This window comes from Aeromonas sp. FDAARGOS 1417, from assembly GCF_019046985.1.
Classification (GTDB): domain Bacteria; phylum Pseudomonadota; class Gammaproteobacteria; order Enterobacterales; family Aeromonadaceae; genus Aeromonas; species Aeromonas veronii.
The window spans coordinates 805,331-822,293 of sequence record NZ_CP077221.1 but is presented as its reverse complement, the minus strand read 5'-3'; the positions used below and the strand labels follow the sequence as shown (position 1 = coordinate 822,293).

The 16,963-nt window shown below is 59.1% G+C and carries 15 protein-coding genes; 9 read left to right on the top strand and 6 right to left on the bottom strand.

The window, feature by feature from the left end:
* Positions 1 to 20: 20 nt before the first annotated feature.
* On the bottom strand, positions 21 to 1,172 hold the full coding sequence (locus I6L47_RS03645; RefSeq protein ID WP_216948691.1) for a glycosyltransferase: 1,152 nt from the start codon (positions 1,170 to 1,172) through the stop codon (positions 21 to 23).
* Between the two features lie 158 nt (positions 1,173 to 1,330).
* Between I6L47_RS03645 and I6L47_RS03640 the strand changes: the two genes are divergently transcribed.
* The 4 genes from I6L47_RS03640 to I6L47_RS03625 all read left to right on the top strand — a co-directional run bounded on the left by I6L47_RS03640 (position 1,331) and on the right by I6L47_RS03625 (position 5,129).
* Positions 1,331 to 2,746 carry a GNVR domain-containing protein gene (locus I6L47_RS03640; RefSeq protein WP_216948690.1) on the top strand — a complete coding sequence of 472 codons (1,416 nt, stop codon included), beginning with the start codon at positions 1,331 to 1,333 and terminating at the stop codon, positions 2,744 to 2,746.
* Between the two features lie 327 nt (positions 2,747 to 3,073).
* Positions 3,074 to 3,763, top strand: a complete 690-nt coding sequence (locus I6L47_RS03635; protein WP_216948689.1) for a hypothetical protein — start codon at positions 3,074 to 3,076, stop codon at positions 3,761 to 3,763.
* 252 nt (positions 3,764 to 4,015) lie between these two features.
* Positions 4,016 to 4,477: a hypothetical protein gene (locus tag I6L47_RS03630; RefSeq protein WP_216948688.1), complete on the top strand. Its 462-nt coding sequence runs from the start codon at positions 4,016 to 4,018 to the stop codon at positions 4,475 to 4,477.
* Positions 4,478 to 4,583: 106 nt separating this feature from the next.
* The gene (locus tag I6L47_RS03625; protein WP_216948687.1) at positions 4,584 to 5,129 is read left to right on the top strand and encodes a hypothetical protein; all 546 of its coding nucleotides are present in this window, start codon (positions 4,584 to 4,586) and stop codon (positions 5,127 to 5,129) included.
* 394 nt (positions 5,130 to 5,523) lie between these two features.
* On the opposite strand, the gene I6L47_RS03620 is transcribed toward I6L47_RS03625, so the two are convergent.
* Positions 5,524 to 6,369: a DUF1194 domain-containing protein gene (locus I6L47_RS03620; protein ID WP_139463360.1), complete on the bottom strand. Its 846-nt coding sequence runs from the start codon at positions 6,367 to 6,369 to the stop codon at positions 5,524 to 5,526.
* 158 nt (positions 6,370 to 6,527) lie between these two features.
* Between I6L47_RS03620 and I6L47_RS03615 the strand changes: the two genes are divergently transcribed.
* Together I6L47_RS03615 and I6L47_RS03610 are read left to right on the top strand one after the other, a co-directional pair.
* The gene (locus I6L47_RS03615; protein ID WP_100645977.1) at positions 6,528 to 7,295 is read left to right on the top strand and encodes a hypothetical protein; all 768 of its coding nucleotides are present in this window, start codon (positions 6,528 to 6,530) and stop codon (positions 7,293 to 7,295) included.
* Complete coding sequence (locus I6L47_RS03610) at positions 7,282 to 7,728, top strand: hypothetical protein (RefSeq protein ID WP_216948686.1); 447 nt, start codon at positions 7,282 to 7,284, stop codon at positions 7,726 to 7,728. Before I6L47_RS03615 ends, I6L47_RS03610 begins: the two co-directional genes overlap by 14 nt.
* On the opposite strand, the gene I6L47_RS03605 is transcribed toward I6L47_RS03610, so the two are convergent.
* From I6L47_RS03605 to I6L47_RS03590, 4 genes are read right to left on the bottom strand one after another with little or no spacing between them, the layout of a single operon-like run.
* Positions 7,706 to 8,182, bottom strand: a complete 477-nt coding sequence (locus I6L47_RS03605) for a hypothetical protein (protein ID WP_216948685.1) — start codon at positions 8,180 to 8,182, stop codon at positions 7,706 to 7,708. The genes I6L47_RS03610 and I6L47_RS03605 overlap by 23 nt on opposite strands.
* Positions 8,183 to 8,193: 11 nt before the next feature.
* Positions 8,194 to 10,728: a hypothetical protein gene (locus tag I6L47_RS03600; protein WP_216948684.1), complete on the bottom strand. Its 2,535-nt coding sequence runs from the start codon at positions 10,726 to 10,728 to the stop codon at positions 8,194 to 8,196.
* On the bottom strand, positions 10,725 to 11,924 hold the full coding sequence (locus I6L47_RS03595; protein WP_216948683.1) for a glycosyltransferase: 1,200 nt from the start codon (positions 11,922 to 11,924) through the stop codon (positions 10,725 to 10,727). Before I6L47_RS03595 ends, I6L47_RS03600 begins: the two co-directional genes overlap by 4 nt.
* On the bottom strand, positions 11,921 to 12,676 hold the full coding sequence (locus I6L47_RS03590) for an acyltransferase (RefSeq protein WP_040069217.1): 756 nt from the start codon (positions 12,674 to 12,676) through the stop codon (positions 11,921 to 11,923). The genes I6L47_RS03595 and I6L47_RS03590 overlap by 4 nt, the downstream gene beginning before the upstream one ends.
* A 299-nt stretch (positions 12,677 to 12,975) precedes the next feature.
* On the opposite strand from I6L47_RS03590, the gene I6L47_RS03585 reads away from it, so the two are divergent.
* From I6L47_RS03585 to I6L47_RS03575, 3 genes are read left to right on the top strand one after another with little or no spacing between them, the layout of a single operon-like run.
* Positions 12,976 to 14,295: a lipopolysaccharide biosynthesis protein gene (locus tag I6L47_RS03585; RefSeq protein WP_136501736.1), complete on the top strand. Its 1,320-nt coding sequence runs from the start codon at positions 12,976 to 12,978 to the stop codon at positions 14,293 to 14,295.
* Entirely contained in the window at positions 14,283 to 15,689 is a 1,407-nt protein-coding gene (locus I6L47_RS03580) for an O-antigen ligase family protein (protein ID WP_216948682.1), read from the top strand. Before I6L47_RS03585 ends, I6L47_RS03580 begins: the two co-directional genes overlap by 13 nt.
* A complete protein-coding gene (locus tag I6L47_RS03575; protein ID WP_216948681.1) occupies positions 15,686 to 16,957 on the top strand; it encodes a glycosyltransferase family 4 protein in 1,272 nt (423 codons plus the stop codon). The genes I6L47_RS03580 and I6L47_RS03575 overlap by 4 nt, the downstream gene beginning before the upstream one ends.
* Positions 16,958 to 16,963: the final 6 nt, after the last annotated feature.

The following is a 16,963-nucleotide window of genomic DNA, read 5'->3' as shown; positions in this document are numbered from 1 at the left end:
CTGGTCATCGGGTTGCTTGATCAGCGGCTGTATAGCTGCTGATAGGCATGAGCCATCCGGCTCAAGCTGCTTTGCTTGCACACAAACTCACGGGTGACGGCACGCAGGCTATGGCACTGCAGCAACCCTTGTGCCAGAAGCTGGGCAAGGCGGCCGGGATCCCGCTCCGACAGGATATGGCCGCTGGCCTGACAGACGATCTCTCTGGCCGCCCCCACATCGCTCATCACCACCGGCACCCCGCACGCCTGTGCTTCCAGCACGCAAAGCGGCATCCCCTCCGCCAGTGAGGGGAGGCAGAAGAGATCCAGCCCCTGATAGAAGCGCGGCATGTTTTCGACCAGCCCGAGAAAATGGACCCGATGGGCGATCCCCAGTTGCTGACACTGTTGTTGCAACGCATTTTGCAAACTGCCGACCCCTGCCAACGCAAGATGCACCTCCTCCGGCAGGGCGCGGATCGCCTCCAGCAGCAAGGTGTGACCCTTGACCGACTCAAGGCGGGCGGCGCAGCCAATCAACTTGACCCCTTGTGGCAGCCCCATCTCCTGACGGGCGAGGGCGGCGGCGCCCGGGGCAAAACGCTGCTCATCGATGCCGTTGGGGATCACGGTTGGCGACAGCTGGCCCAACTTGGCCAGCAGCTGGTTGGCCACCGGCGTGGCATCGGCCACCAGAATGGGTTTGAAGACGCGCAGCCCCCACAGGGCCAGCGTGCGCTGATGGGGATCATCGAGATACCAGGCATCGTGCTCTGTGTGGATCAGGGTGGGCACCCGGGCCAGCCGACTGGCCAGACCGCCATAGAGCATGGGCCCAAGATGGTGGGTATGTACCGCGGCTGGCTTGAGTTGGCGCAGCAGTCGGGTGAGCCGCCAGAGGGTTGCCAGCGACCAGCCTGCGGGCTTTTCCAGACAGTGAATATTGCCAGCAAAGGGATGCAGGGCGGGCCACGCCCTTAGTACATCCCCTTTGTGCCCTTCGAGGGAGATGATATGCACCGGCTGCTCGGCAGGGCTCGCCTGCGTGAGGTTGAGCACCATGGTCTCCAGCCCGCCCGGCTGCAGGTGCTGCACTATTTGAACGACAGGTTGCAGAACAGGTTGTACGACGGGCTGGGCGCTGGCGCTCCCGCGGGGATGGGGTCTGTGCGACGGGGTTGATGACAACATGGTTCGCGCTCCGGCAAGGGAAGGGGTGACACCCCGGATAGCGGGAGAATGCGAATCTTGTACCACTCTTGCGATCTGCTCACAGAGGGGATCAGCCACCTCTGGTGGCACTGCCTTTGCATCGTGCGGGGGGAGGGCTTTTCTCAGGGAGTGATGCCATGCCTGTCCAGTTCTATTACAACCTCTACATCATTCTCTTTGCCGCCTGGCGCCGTCGCTATCTGCTGGTTATCCCGGTGCTGGTGATGCCGCTGGTGGGTGTGACGGTCGGCCTGCTCACCCCCAAGGAGTATGAGAGCCGCACCACCTTTATGGTGCCGCAAGATGCCAACCAGACCCCGACACTCAAGGATCTGATCACTCAGGAGAGTCTCAAGGATCGCTTTGCGGTGCTCGAAGCCCTGCTGCGCAGCCGTTATGTGCTGGACGGGGTAGCGCGGGATCGCGGTCTGGTCAATGACGAGACCCCGCCAGCTCAGCGCGATGCCATCATGGACTGGCTCTCGAGTGCCGTCTCTTTGCGGCTGATCGGCGATGAGGTGATCGAGATAAAGGTAAAAGCGGATTCGGCGGCCAACAGCGCCGGTTTGCTCGAAGCCATTTCGCGGCGCTTTTTCTTCAACCTGCTCAGCAAGGGGCGTCAGTCGGCGGAATCGTCCGAACGTTTCCTGCAAAGCCAGCTCGACAGCCGCCGCAGCGAACTGCAAGCGGCCGAGCAGCTGCTCGCCGATTTTAAACGGGAGCATGCCAGCGCCTTGCCCCAGCAGCAGAGTACCAACGTCGCCCGTCTCTATGGCTTGCAGGAGCGTTACGCCGAGAGCCTGATCACCTTGCAGCAGGCCAAGGCCCGGGTCGATCAGCTATCGCTGGGGCAGGAGAGCCAGCTGGCCCGCCAGCTGGATGAGAAGCTGCAGCTGATGCGCACCGAGCTGGTGTTGCTGCGGGCCCGCTACAGCGACGAGCACAGCAAGGTACAGAGTCTGCGCTATCAGATTGACCAGTTGCAGCAGGAGTTCGAGCAGCTCAAATCCCAACCGGATATGGCGCGCGGGCCCGAGTGGCAGTTGGCCCAGACGCAGTTGACGGAGGCGGAGCAAAACGCCGCCGGCTTGAAGAGCCAGCTCGATGGGCTGGACAAGGTGGTCGACTCCCAGGGAGATACCGAGCGCCAGCTCGCCGAGCTGGAGCGGGATCTGGCGGTCAAGCGCACCCTCTATCAGGATTTGCTGCTGCGCTATGAGAAGGCCAAGGTGACCGGCGATCTGGGCAACTTCGAGCAGGGGGAGCGGATCAAGGTGATCGACAAACCCTTTGCCCCCAGCAAGCCGAGCAACTACCCGCTCTGGCTGTTTCTGCTGGCGGGCATTGTTGGCGGGTTGGGGCTGGGCTGCGGTCTGGCGCTGGTGGCCGAACTGGCGGATGCCAGCCTGCGCCGCTCCGATCAGCTGGCCGCCCTGGTCAAGGCGCCGGTGCTAAGCCGGATTCCCTACTGCGAGCCGGTGCCGGACTATCCATCCAACAGTGATCAGGCGCTGGATGGGCAGGTGCTGCCCTTGTCACCGGAGCCGAGGTGATTGCCGTAAAAGCGGGCTATCAGCCTGAATCTGAATATGTCTGATTAGGCCTCGTAATGAGGCCTTTTTATATGGCTTTGTTAGCTTTTGGGGCAGTTACGTTATTTGATATGGTTGGCGCCGTTCACAGTTCAGCATTCAGAAGTGTTTATAAATATGTGGTTTGGTAACATATTCCAATTCGATTCCATGACTGTTTTTTTATCCGGTGTTAAAAGTGAGTCCTTCATAAGGTATTTATAAATAACTATAAATCAGAATGCAAGCTAAAAAAGTATGATATTAAGTTGCTTGTGTTTTGTGGTTATATGTGCAAGGTGGAGTTGAATGACAGACTACGCTAACTTGGTTGAATATATAGGGCTAATCGTTTCTATATCTTGTGTCTTGTTGCCCATCGCATTTTGGTTTTATAAAAAGAGGCCATCAATAAAAGTAATGATTAAGAGGTTAAACAATGGGGTTTCTATTTCCGTGAGGAATAAAAAGGATGTTCACATTAAAATAAATCATATTGTTCTTGTTAATGGCCCTAGATTTAGAGGTGCCTTGGAATTTGACCGTAATTCCTATTTTGGTCTTATTGATAGTGATGAGTATGGCTTTCAGACTACTCAGAATGATGACTTGGGAATATCACTTGAACCAAACGGGCCAAGTGTTAACCTTGATATTTCATATTCAAAAATTAGCTATCTCTATGCATATTTCTTACCGTATAAGCGGTGTGCTGTGTACGGTGTTGAATACTTAGATAAAATGGTGAAAATGCCAAAATGTTATTTGGCGATCATTCTTGATTCGGGTGGCTATAAACTGATTGATTTACCATCGGATTTCTATCGTTTTTATAAAAACAATATAAGTTTCGAACTGGATAGAGAGTTTTCTATTTTTCTAGGGGAACACCCTAAAATAACTCAATCTTTTAAAAGTTACGAGGGTAAATTAAAATATGGAAGCTACTTATTGGAACGCTATTCAATGATGAGAAGAACGTATCATTATCTACTATGAAATAGAATTGATTTTATAGTTCACATGTTCGATAATCCGGCTGATATAATCATTCACTCACAATGACACTCTCCGCTAACGTGGCAAGATGGGAGGGTGTGGGCGAGTGAAATAGATATATTTCAGAAAGGCCGCGAACATCCGATTACGCTTCGATAATCGAACCTACGGTCCTACGCTACCTATTTCTAAGTGTTCAGCAAGTTTGGGGTTCAAATGACGCGAGGTGAGTTGGTTAGAGAAATTTCATATATGGCTGAAAATATCACAGAAAATTTCAAGTTGGTAAGTGGAAGTTGCTTGTACATGAGTGCAGTTTTATCCGCAATGATACAAGACCACTTGTCAGTGGACGCAAAATTTGTCACTGGTAGTTTATCCGTTGCTGGATTTACAGTTTTTTCGCATCAACCAATAAAACCGTTATTAACGAATAAATGCGTATTCTCTCAATGGGATGGACATTCATGGATTGAGATCGATGACATTGTTTTCGATTTGTCACTTTTTAGAACAGTTTTTTCATCAGCTACACCTCCCTATATCCAGAGCCTTTTTGATACTAGGGTCGATCGTAGAGCTGCCTATCTAATTGGGCAGAAAAGTAAATTATCAGAAATTGGTATACAGTATATGGCTCTAGAGTTGCTCTCTGAGGATGATGCAACTATTTTTATTAAAAACGCTGACAGAATGAAGTTGATCAACATTTGACAGCAACCATCATAGAGGAGTTAAAATACAAACTTCATTATGGTTTTTTTGTTTTTAATTAAAAGTGTTTTTGTTATGTTGAATAGGCTTTTGTATAGGAGGTAGCATGAGTAATGAAGTTAGTTCAATTTCACACAGAATTATCTATTCAGGATGGGATTTTCAACAAGCATTATCTGCTGTGACTTTTCTAATGCAAGAGTGTGAGTATGACAAAAAATGCAGCCATATAGACCTTAGGCGATTAAAATGTTTTGAAACTACCTTAATTGTTTCATTTGCTCGGCCTTTCAAAGTAGGAAGAGGTCGAGAGGAATTAGACTTATCATTGATAGGGTTCGAATTCTCTACAGAGGAATTAGAGCTGAAAAATAAGATGATAAGATTAAGAGATAAAGTAGTAAGTCACTCTGATGAGGAGGAAATGGAGTATCGAACTTATTCCATTAAACTTTTTGATGACCATGACGTAAGAATGCCTATCGCGCGATTCAGAGAGGCTCTTTATCTGGAGGAAGATGAAATAAAAAAATTAGAGCATTTATTACATAGACTTATCTATGCTTTGTCTATTTATCAATTCAAGATAGTCCAATCATGTCCAGATGAGTTCAATAAGAGAAAATCACCAACATCTAAACAATCAAACTGAAGCGACACAGTAGAAGGAACATTCTCTTGGGGATCGAAGAGCAAAAGATAACCAAAACAAAATTTGCTAGTAGCTCGTAGGTTCGATTAGCCGGTAGGCGTAATCGGACGATCGCGGTGACACTCCCCGCCAATGTGGCAAGTACGTCCCGACCTGTGTCAGCTAGAGAGTGAATGTCGGGGCGCAGAAGTGGCCATATGAGCGTTTTGGCGAGTTAAAAGAAAGGCCGCGAACGTCCGATTACGCTTCGCTAATCGAACCTACGGTGCTGAGTTAGCTGACAGAATACGGGTGGTATTCAAACCAAAAGTTGTGCAGCCTCTGCCGAAAGCCATGGTTACGGCAAAAAATCAGGGAGCCGTAGCTCCCTAATCGCAACACACGGGGTGATTAACTAGCCGATGGCTGGCGTTTGTTGCCAGTTGGCTTGCTGCGGACGGCCTTGAGATCGGCGTTGATAGCGCCAGGCCAGTAGTAGTGGCATACCGAGAAGCAGCTGGGCGGCCAGCGGGATCTCCTCGATGGGGGCGGCCAGTGCCCCTTCCGGAATAATGCCCCCCTCAATTTCGGCCGCCAGTTTGAGCTCCAGCGCATTGCCAAAGTCGGCGAAGGTGGTGGCATTGATCACAAACGCATCCTGACCGCCCGCCACGTTCTCCACATACCACTCTTGTAGCACCCCATCGGCGTAGTCCTGACCTATGGTGATGCCGTTGATGGTGTCGATGCCGGAGGCGAGCAGTTGATCCCGCACGGTGGAGGTATCCAGCCCGTTGTTCTGGATACCGTCACCTGACACATCCATCACCTGGCGGGCGGCGGTGTAGTTGTTGGTATCAAACTGCTGGGCACCAAAAGCCATGGCCGAACCGGGGGCCGTCATCCCCGCATAGGGGCGTACCAGGGCATCCAGGGTGGCGGCGAAGTTGTTGATGGAGGTCATGTCGTAGAGGTGGAACCAGTCGGTCATCACGCTCTGCTGGGTCGAGCCGCTCCACATCACCATCTGTACCGCAATGGATCCCAGCTTGTCGCCACTGGTGTCGAGGATGGCGCTCTGTACATCCTGACTGTAAAAGGCGTCCACATACCCCTGTAATTGCAGATTGAATTCCGATGAACTGACGCTGCCCGACACATCCATCAGCAGTTGCAGTTCGGTATCGACTTCGGTCAAGGCGTATGCGGGGGAGGTTACCAACAACATCCCCAGCAGCCCTGCCAACGGTTTGAGTTTCATTGCTCACTCCTTCTCCCTGGCGCTAGTGCCAGCAGGGTGGAATGAATAAAGCGTGCCAGCTTTGGCGAATCCTCTGACTTGGCTTGATCCGGGTGAGGTCGGGCAGGCATGGAACTTGCGACAGCGGTCAAAAGCGCTGATAACCGGCAGGAGTTGCGATGGAGATCCGTCCCTGGCAGTGGGCACCCAACTGGCTGCTACTTGGTTTGGCCAATCAGTGGGGCATGGTGTGGCTCAATATGGGCCACTTCAACCTGCTGGTGGTGTTGCTGATTGCTATCTGGTGGCAAATTGCATCGCGGGTTGCACCGAGCTGGCGTCCGCATCCACTGGCGCTCGCCCTCTTTATCCTGCTGATCCTGATCCCCAGCGCCAGTTGCAAGGCGCTGGCCTGTCTGTTGCTGGTGGCCTCGCTATGGCGCCGTCATCAGAGTGGCGATGAGCGGGCGGTGTTGCAGATTGTGCTCGCCTTTACCGTGGCGGTGTTGTGGGGGCAGCAGGTGTTTGCCCTGCTCTCCGGCCCTGTGCTGGCGCTCGATGCCTGGGGTGTGGGCCAGTGGTTGCAGCTGCTGGGCTGGGAGACTCGCCTTGATGGCAATCGCATCGAGCGGTTGGGGGGCCATGCGCTGATCGTGCTCAAGGGCTGCTCCTCGTTTTCTCAACTCTATCTGGTGGTGCTCTCCTGGCTGGTCTCTTGCTGCTGGCTGGCGCCGGATCGGCCCCTCTACCGGCAGTGGCCCATGTTGCTGCTGGTTTGCCTGCTCTATATCGGGGCCAATCAGCTGCGGTTGGTGCTGATGAGCCTGGATCTGCGCTGGTATGGCTGGCTGCATACCGGCTCGCTGGCCCAGCTCTACCAGTGGGCCATCATGTTGCTGGTGATGACCATCCTCTTTATCCGGGGGCGCCGTGATGCATCTATCTAGGGGATATCTGCTGCTGTTGCTGGTGGCGCTGCTCAGTGCTGCCGCCATGGGCTGGCGTTATCAGAACCGGGCAGTTAACGAGGGGGCCAAACCCATGCTAATGGAGCTGGTCCAGTTGGGCTGGCGCTTGCGGGTGGCCACGCCGGTATTAGGCGGCACCTATGTCAGCTATCAGCTGGCCCATCCCCGCTGTGACGGCCTGCTGCAGGCCATGCTGGTGGCACCGGATAGCGAGGCGATGTCAGTGACGCTGGCGGGTGAAGGGATGAGCCAAGGGGTGATGTTTTTAGGCGAGCAGCACCAGAGCCCGCCGCTGCTCTCTTACCGTCTGACCCAGGGTTGGCGCAAATTGTGGGGGCTGACCCCTTATCCCCTCTATCGGGTGGCCTTGCCGACCACCTGCCTCGGCCTTATTGCGCCGCCGCTGGGGTGACCGACCCCGATTCACCGTTTGGCAGGATGCGGATCAGCAAGGTATTGGGGGCCAGCATGGGGTCATAGCGGGGCTCCAGCTCAATGGCGCGAGATCCCAGCAAACGGGTGAGGGCGGTCAGTCGCACGCTCGCTATCCGCGCACTCTCCAGCATGTCGGTTTGCAGCCCGGGGCCGCTTACCAGGGCAATCCGGGCCGGATCCTTGCGGCCTAAAAACTGATGCAACTGCTGCTCCTGATCCGCTGGCAGTTGTGTCTCCGCTTGCTGGTACTGCAGTTGCAACTGGGGTTGTTCGGCCATTTGCTGTTCCCGCAACTGGTTGAGGATCGGCAGGGTCTCATTGACCGGCTCCTGACGGGCACAACCGGTGAGGAGCAGCAGCGGCAACATAAGGGGCAACAGGCAGCGCAGGGCGCTGTCTTTGGCTGTGGAGCGGGGAGTCTGGTTGGCCATACGCAGTCACTTCAGGAGGATGAGTTGGCACCAGTTTGCAATGTTTTCAATCCCTTGGCCAGTTGTTCAATCTCGCGGCGCCACTGGATCCAGGCGGCAGAGGGCAGTTGCTCTGCCACCTGCCAGCGGGTCGGCAGCTGATCCCGCAGGCGCTCCAGCAGCAGGGCGGCTTCCACCTGATAGCTGGCCTCCTGCTCCAGCCAGGCGAGCCAGCGCAGATCCTCGATGGCTTGCTGCAACAGTAACAGATCGTGAGAGAGGCGGTGCGCCTCGCAGGCTTGCGGGCCGAGCAGCATAAAGTCGCTCTCCCGCCCGTCGGTGGGGTCATAAGGCAGGGCGGTCGGCATGCGGCCATGCCACTGCAAATAGCCTTCGGCGCCGCTTTGCCACAGGTAAAACCCGGCGGCTCTCGGGGTGCCCAGATTGTAAAACCAGGGGGTGACCTTGTGCTGGCGCACTCGCGCCACATCGCTCTTGTCGGCGCCAAAGCCTGCGTTGATCAGGGCAATCTCCACCTCTGCCAGCAGACCAGCCTGACCCGGGTGGTTGAAGTGACCTGCGCGGATCACCGCCGGATCCCGCCGTTTCATCTCCCGCGCCAGGGTGGTGATGGCGGGCAGGGTGGCGAGATCCGGCTCATCAAACAAGCTCCATGCCAGCGGGGGCAAGCCGCTAGTGGTCAGCCCCTGTTGCCGCGCCTGCCACTGTTCGAGCTGGCTGGCAGGGTCGCTCCCCCAGCGCTTGAGCGGGGTATAGGCCAGCAGGGGCGGCACAAAGCCGAGCCCGGCCGCCTCTCCCATGATCTCCCGCATCCCCGCTTCATCCTGTGGCAGGGCGGGCGAGAGGCCGCTGATCCCGAGTTTGGCGAGCCGCTCCAGATCGCAGCGACTGGCCGCGGCGATCTGCTCTTTTAGCGCCTCGGGGTCGGGGCTCAGCCAGTTCAGATAGGGGGGCGCTTCGACATAGATGCCGACCGGCTTGCTGGCCGCGGGCAGGGTCAGCGGTAGCACCTCGATAGTTAGTGGCAACTGCACCAGTTGCTGTTGGCTCAGCAGCTGAATATTGCCGAGATAGCGACCGGCAGGCGCATCGCGGGGGATGGTGATCTGCAACACCAGACGCCGAGGTACCCCTGCCAGCAGGGTGAGCCCGGCGACCCCCTCGACCAGTTCCTGATCCGAGGGAGCCAACAGGGTGCCACTCGCCTGCGGGCGAATCAGATGCCACTTGCCGTAATAGGGGGTCAGCGCCAGTGGCGATCCTGCCTGCTCAGGGGGCTGGATCACCAGCAAGGGGGCCGGATCGTCGGTGGCGGCGTGGATGGCAAACTCCAGCAACAGCTGGCTGCCACGGGCGGCCAGCACGGGTTGCGCAGCCTGCTGCAACGCATCGGCCGCAGATAGCGGAGCGATCTGCAGGGTGGGGGCGGCATCCGTAATCGGCGTGAGGATCAATTGCTGCGCAGCTGGGGCTGGGGAATAGGGGGCCAGAGTCCACTTTTCCAAAAACAGCTGGCGCTGCTTGGTCAGCACGCTTGCGGTAGCGTCGGCCAATACGGCGAGATCTTTTCCACTATTTGGGAGAGCCTCTTTGCTGGTGGGGGCCGGATAGGGGGCAAGCAGTAGCCCTGCCAGGTATTTGGCATCCGGTGAGTGGCCCACCAATGTGATAGTGAGCGGGCCGCCTGGGTGGTTTAGGGTGACATGGACCGGGCCGCCCTGTCGTGCCCCGAACAGCTGCCAGGGATCCGGGTTTGGCAGTGCTTCGCGCGATTGTCCCGCCAGATAGCGCTGCTTTAGCCACTCCTGCGGTTGCCACTGCTCGGCCCAGATGGGCTCGCCATTGACCAGCACGCTGCGCTCGAAGGGGTGGGGGAGGTACTCCCACTCGCCGGGATCATCGAGCCAGAGGGTGAGCTGGTAGCGTCCTTTGGCGACCTCCAGCCGTACGCCATCCAGATTGCGCAGCCCATCGCGCACCAGGGCATCGCCGGAGGGGCGCAAGATGGGGGTGGGATGGCCAAGCAGCCGGGGATCCCCCGGGCTCAGGGGCTCAAAGCCGGTAAAGCGGGGGGCGGTGGAGGCCCCCAGATCCAGCGCAATGGTGCCCTTAGGCAGGGTCAGACCGGGCACCCAGTACCAGCGGTGAATGGTCGTGGAGGGGGCGTTATCGGCCATAAAGAGATAGAGCTTGGTGAGTTTGTCCAACGCCAGCGCTCTGGGTTGGCTGGTGCGCCACTCGCTCAAGGCAAAGCGCTGGGTGAAGGGGCCGGGTGCGACAATCCGCTCCAGATTGACCCGGCTGCGGTAGTTGACCGAGGCCTCGTCGTCGATACGCAGGATCAGGGTTTGCGGGTGGGCGCTGGGGTTATGGCCCTCGATCACCAGTTCATCATCGCTGCCTATTGGCCAGTTGTGGGTGCTCAGATCGAGCCGCTGGGGTGTCTGGTTACCAGTCAGGGGCAGCGGGGTCAGCCCCTCCAGCCGGGTGGTGGCCATTGCTGCATTGGCGCAGAGCAGGATAACCAGCCAGAGCCCTTTGCTCATCCGGGCAGCCCCTTCAACCAGTTGTTCAGCTCGGCAGCCTTGTGATCCCAGCTTTGCAGGGCCACCTGCTGTTGGCGCGTGTGGCGCCCTTCGCTGTGGGTGAGCCCCTCCCAGCCACTCTCCTGAAACCAGCCCGGATTGGATTGATCAAAGGCGGCCCGATTGATGGCCTGGGCCAGGCTCTCCCCATCGTGGGGGAGCTGGATCTGATCCCGATAGCCATCGAGGGCCGGAAAATCGGTGCTGACGATGGGTCGCCCTGCGGCCAGATATTCGCGCAATTTCAACGGATTGCAGGCACGGATCTGGGCGTTGTCGACAAAGGGCAGCAGGCTCACCTGCCAGTGCTGGGCATAGGCCGCCAGCGTGTGATGGGGACGGGGCCCCAGCAGATGGATATTGGGGAGCCCCTTGAGGGGGGAGATATCGGTCTGGACCGGGCCAATCAGCACCAGATCCCAGTGGGGCAGGGCGGCGGCCGTCTCTGCCAGAAGGGAAATATCAATCCAGTCGCTCAGGCTGCCGTAAAATCCGGCAATCGGACGGCCGGAGGGGAGATCCGCCGGGCGCTCTCTGGGGGGCATAAACAGCTCGAGATCCACCCCGTGGCTGAGGAGCCGGGTTTTATGGGGGGGAAAGCGGCTGGCCAGCGCGGGGCTTGCGGCCAGAATGAGATCGGCTTTTTCCACCAGTCGGGCCTCGCAGTGGGCGATGGCTTGATGATCCACCCCCGCCAGCGCTGAGAAGTCATCGCCGCAGTAGTAGATCACCGCCCGCTCTTCGAGCTTGCCAATCAGATCGACGGCGCTGGGCAGGGAGATCCAGAGCAGGGGGCGATCCAGCTCGGGCAGCTGACGCCGGATCTGCGCCGCCAGCCAGTGGCCATTGATCTTGCCCGCCAGCCGACTACCCGGCAGCGGCAAGGCGAGCGGCGGCAGAACCCGGGGGCTGCTGACCTCTGATGGCGCAACCGACTGGCCGCCAGCCTGGCGCGCGCCGCGCAGCACCGCCCCCAGTTTGCGGACGATGCGGGTGAGATCATGAAGGGTAAAGCGGGGGCAACGCATGCCGATGGAGTTGACCCAGAGCACTTGATAATCGGGCAACAGACGCTTGATCAGGTGTTGGGTGCTGGAGGGGTGCTGGCCCCAATCCTCTCCCAATACCACCAGTTGCGGCAGTGAGTGTGGTTTCATGCAAAGGTCTCCGAAGCGTGTGCGAGGTCGCTGTGATCTTGTGGCTGCAACGGGCGCAGTACGGTAGCCGGTACACCCGCTGCCAGCACACCTGCAGGCAGATCCCGGGTGACGACGCTGCCTGCGGCGACAATGGTACCGGCGCCTATGGTGACACCGGCCATCACCATCACCCCGGTGCCTAGCCAGACATCCTGCTCCAGCACAATGGCCCCCACCTGTTCATCGCGATCCGGTTTGCCAAGAGCGCGATCGCGGGCATTGACGGGATGCCCCGGGTACCCCGCCAGAAAAGCACGGCCAGCAATCCGGACGTTATCCCCCAGCACTATCTTGCTGCCCACCGCCAGGGTGGTCTGCCAGCCAATGCCGACATTGCGGCCAATCACCAGCCTTGGTGTCTGGCTCGATGCCCGGCCGCTGATGGTCATGGCGGCGCTGAGGCGGCAGTCGGCACCGATCTCGATGGTGACCGGACCGCTGATATAGGGGATGCCGCCATAGAGATAGAGGCGCGGGGCGGGGGCCGTGAGGCGAGATTGAAACAAGGGGGTCCACCAGAGGGTGCGGGTCAGGGTCGCCAGCGCGTTGCTGCCCAGCAGATAGAGCCGATAAAGCAGCCGGTGCAGGGGAGGGATCACTGGGCATGACCAGTGGCGGGCACTTTTGGCCAGTCGCCATACCCGGCGGGCCAGTGGCGTCTCCCCCTGTTTGGCCCAGCTTTTCATCCGGTGCAGGTTGATGGTGTTCATGGCGGCCTCTCCCTCTGGTGCAGTCCGTTGCTCGCTATGCAGAAAGCAGGGATCGGGCCAACAGGACGACCCCAGCTAGATCGGGCCAAATGGGGCTAAGAGGAGGGGCAGATTGCGCCGGTCGGTGCAATTTGCAGCCAGCGTTGTGCAAAACGCAAATGCCAGTCTCATTCTGGGCTTGTTCAGGCCGGTTAAGCCGCACAGAGGGACTATCGCTTCAGGGCGGGAGTGAGTGGCGTGGGCTTTGCATTAGCGGTAGCTGACCCGGAGCAGGATGCTTCGGGTGGCTGGGAGGCCCTATGAAACTTGGTGTGAACCAGATTGCCATGCTCTATTACGCCGGTGGCTTGCTCTTGATGAAGGGGATCTCCCTGCTGATGCTGCCGGTGCTGACCCATCAGCTGCTGCCTCGCGAATACGGCCAGCTGGAGGTGCTGCTCACCCTCATCAATCTGGGTTCCCTTATTTTGGGCTTCGGGCTGGTGGATGCCCTCTACCGCTTTGCCGGATTGGCGAAAGATGAGCAGGAGCGCCAGCAGGTGGTGGCCCGCATGTTTGGTCTGGTCTGGCTGATCGCCCTGGCCAGTCTGGTGCTGCTCTGGCTCTTGGCACCTCTGGTGCAAGCCTGGCTGCCGGTGGAAACCCGCCTTGCGGATGTGCGCTGGGTGCTCTGCGCCCTGCCGTTTGAAGGGGTGATCGGCGTGCCGCTGGCATGGCTGCGGATGCGCAATCAGGCGCGGCTCTTTTTCGTGGCGACCGCAGGCAAGGCGGTGATCCAGTCGGTGCTGACCGGCTGGTGGCTCTGGCTCGGCTGGGGTGTGAGCGGGGTGCTGGCCTCCGGCACCCTGACCTGTGTTGCACTGGCACTGCTGCTGAGCCTCTGGCAGTGGCGAGATAGCGGGATCCGCTTTGACTGGCAGCACTATCGACCGCTGCTGCGCTATGGATTGCCCCTGGTGGTGAGCGGGCTGGCAGGCTTTGCCCTGAGCGGACTGGATCGCTGGTTGCTGGCCGATGTGGTGGGGGAGGCGCTGCTCGCTTACTACGCGGTGGCGGGCAAGCTGGCGCTGGCGGTGGGGTTGTTGCTGCAACCCTTTGCCCTCTGGTGGTATCCCCGCCGTTTCATGCTGCTGCGCGAGCCGGATGGATTGCGACTCAATGCCCACTACAGCGTGATGGGGTCGGTGCTGGGGTTTGTCACCGCGGGGATTGTCGGGCTTACCGCCCCCTTGCTTATTCGCTGGCTGACCCCGGAGAGCTATCACGGGGCGATCGCCTATATTCCGCTGCTGGTGCTGGGTATGGCGGTGCGCAATGTTTCGGACTTGCTCAATGTCGGCTGCTTCAGCGGCGAGAAGAGCAATGCCCAGATGGTGATCAATCTGGGCTGCAGCGCTCTTGGGGTCGCAGGCTTTCTGCTCGCCATCCCCCCCTTCGGGGTTGCCGGGGTGATCTGGACCCTGCTGCTGGTCTATCTGGTGCGGGCGCTGGCCTTTTATCTGGTGAGCCAGCGGTTGCTGCCGCTGCCGTATCGCCTTTCCACCCTCTGGGCCAGTTCGCTTGGGGCGCTGGCGATGGTCTGGCTCGGCCAATGGTGGGCAGGATCATGGCTCGTCTAACGCCAGCCATCTGGGCAAGCGCCATCTGTCTGGTGCTGGCCCTGCTATGGTGGCGGCTGCCCCATCCCTTGCTGCTACCGGTGCTCGGTCTTGCCATTCCCGCCATCTGGTTTGCCCTGCGCTGGCCCTTCTTGATGGTGCTGGGGTTTGTCACCTTCTCCTTCTTTCGGCTGCATGAGGTGTTCCCCCAGCTCTATCCCCTCAAGATCCCGCTGCTCTTCTCGCTGGCAGCCATCGGCGCGCTGGTCTGGCACATTTTGCTGACCGGCCGGATCAAGCCCTACTGGAGTCCAGCCCTGAGCTGGCTGACGGCCTTCTTTGTGATGGTCTCCATCGGTGTGCTGTTTGCCAGCAACCGGGGCGAGGCGATCGCCACCTGGACCGGCAGCTACAGCAAGATCTATCTGATGACCCTGGCCACCGCCTGGCTGGTGCGCACTCCGGGGGATTTTGCGCTGGCGGTGCGCACCTTTGTTGTGGCGGGCTGTCTGGTGGCGCTGGTGGCCCTCTACAACAAGGCGAGCGGGATCGGGCTGGTGGAGGGCTCCCGGGTGACCATAGGGCGCGAGCTGGGCTCTGTGCTGGGGGATCCCAACGATCTGGCGCTGGTGCTGCTCTTTCCTGCCGGTTTTTCGCTGAGCTTGCTGCTCAATCAGGGCAATGGGGTGGGGGGGCGTTTACTGGGTGGGCTCGGCTTTGCGCTGACTGCGGCCGCCATTATCGCCACTCAGAGCCGCGGCGGCTTGCTTGGCGTGTGTGCGGTCAGCGGCCTGTTTGCCTGGCAGCGGGTGAAGTCGAAAACCCTGTTGATCTCGATGGGGATGGTCGCGCTGGTGGTGCTGTTTGCCGCTGCCGGGATCAGCGACCGGGCATCTGGCGGTGCCGCCGAGAGTGGGGTCGATGCCTCGGCCATGGGGCGGATCTACGCCTGGCAAGCGGCCTGGGGCATGGCGCTGGGCCATCCGCTGGTGGGGGTGGGCTTGTCCAATTTCTATTACAACTACTTCTTCTACAGCCCCCATTGGGATGGACTCAATCATGCGGTGCACTCCACCTGGTTCGGGGTGCTGGCTGAAACCGGCTTTGTCGGGCTGGCGCTGTTTATCGGCATGGTGACGGTGACCCTGCGCAGTTGCTGGCGTTGCCAGCTTGCTGGCATGCCTCCTGCAGTGATCACGGCGATGCAGGGGGTGATGGCCAGCATGGTGGGGTTTGTGATTTCGGGATCCTTCCTGACCCAGGGGTTTACCTGGCCCATCTATCTGGAGTTGGCGTTGGCCGTCGCCGCCATCAAGTACGTGCAGCAGGCGGCCACAGAGGTGAAGGCCACCGCTGAGGAGCATCAGGAGGCAACCCGGTTGCCGGCAGTGCCACCAAAGGGAGCAAGAGGATGAACGCAACCCCTGTTTTGCTGGTTCACTACGGAGAGGACTGGATCCGCGGCAGCGAACGCTGCCTGCTGGATCTGCTGGCCCACTTCGATCGCAGCCGGTTTACGCCGTTGCTCTGGTGCAATAGCCCGACGCTGGCGGCAGAGGCGGCCACCCTCGGGGTAGAAACCATGGTCGAGCCGTTCAGCCTGCTGCTGGGATGGCAGGCGCCCCGTTTTGATCTTGCGGCCCATCGGTGCCTCTCCCGGCGAGCCAGAGAGCTCATCACCGAGCGGCAGATTGGGCTGGTGCATGCAAACAGCGCGGCCCCTTGTCAGTGGCTGGTTGGGGTCTGTCGGGCGTTGCAGGTACCGCTGGTGTGCCACCTCCATGCCCGTTACCAGCCCAGAGACAGATTCAGCCTGCGGGTTCATCAGGCAAGCGTGCTGATCGGGGTGAGCGAGCCGGTGTTGACCGGTTGGCGCCAGGATGGCTGCGCGGCCGATCGGTTGATCCGGGTACCCAACGGGGTGGATGCCGCTCGCCTGAATGGCGGTGCTCACTGGCCGGTCGTCGGCATGCTGGGCTTGCCACCGGGGGATATGATCATCGCAACCGTCGGATCATTGATCAAACGCAAGGGGATTGATCTGCTGATCCGCTCGCTGGCTGCCCTGATGGCATCGGGGGAGGAGGCTCAGTTGCTGATCATTGGCAGCGGTCCGGAGCGGGAAGCATTGATGGCGTTGGCTGTCGAGCTCGGGGTGGCCGAGCGGGTCCACTTTCTCGGCGAGCGACCAGACAGTGCCGCTATCTTGCGAGGCGGGGTGGATCTGCTGGTCTCCGGAGCCCGTGAGGAGGTGTTTGGTCTGACGTTGGCGGAGGCGGGCATGTTGGGGCTCCCGGTCAGTGCCTACCGAGTGGGCGGCATCCCCGAAGTTGTGGAAGAGGGGGTGACCGGTTTGCTGGCAACCCCGGGGGATTGGGCCGAGATGGCTGATCACTGGCGGCAATTGAGCAATCCGCAGCGCCGATGTGAAATGGGGCGGGCCGCTCAGTTGCGTGCCGCACAGTTGTTCACTGTGGCGCGCTATGTTGACGGAGTCACGGCGGTGTGGGACGCCGCGCTGGCTGGTCGTTGGCACGCCACGGCCTCCACACCCTTCCGACCACTCATTCATTGGGCGGGGCAACGACTCTTTGCCAGAGGGCGCAATATGCTGGCAAGTGGGATGGCAAAAGTGGCGCAAAAAGTGCAACTGGGGTTTGGCCGCCGCAAGGTGCCAGAGTAAGGGAGC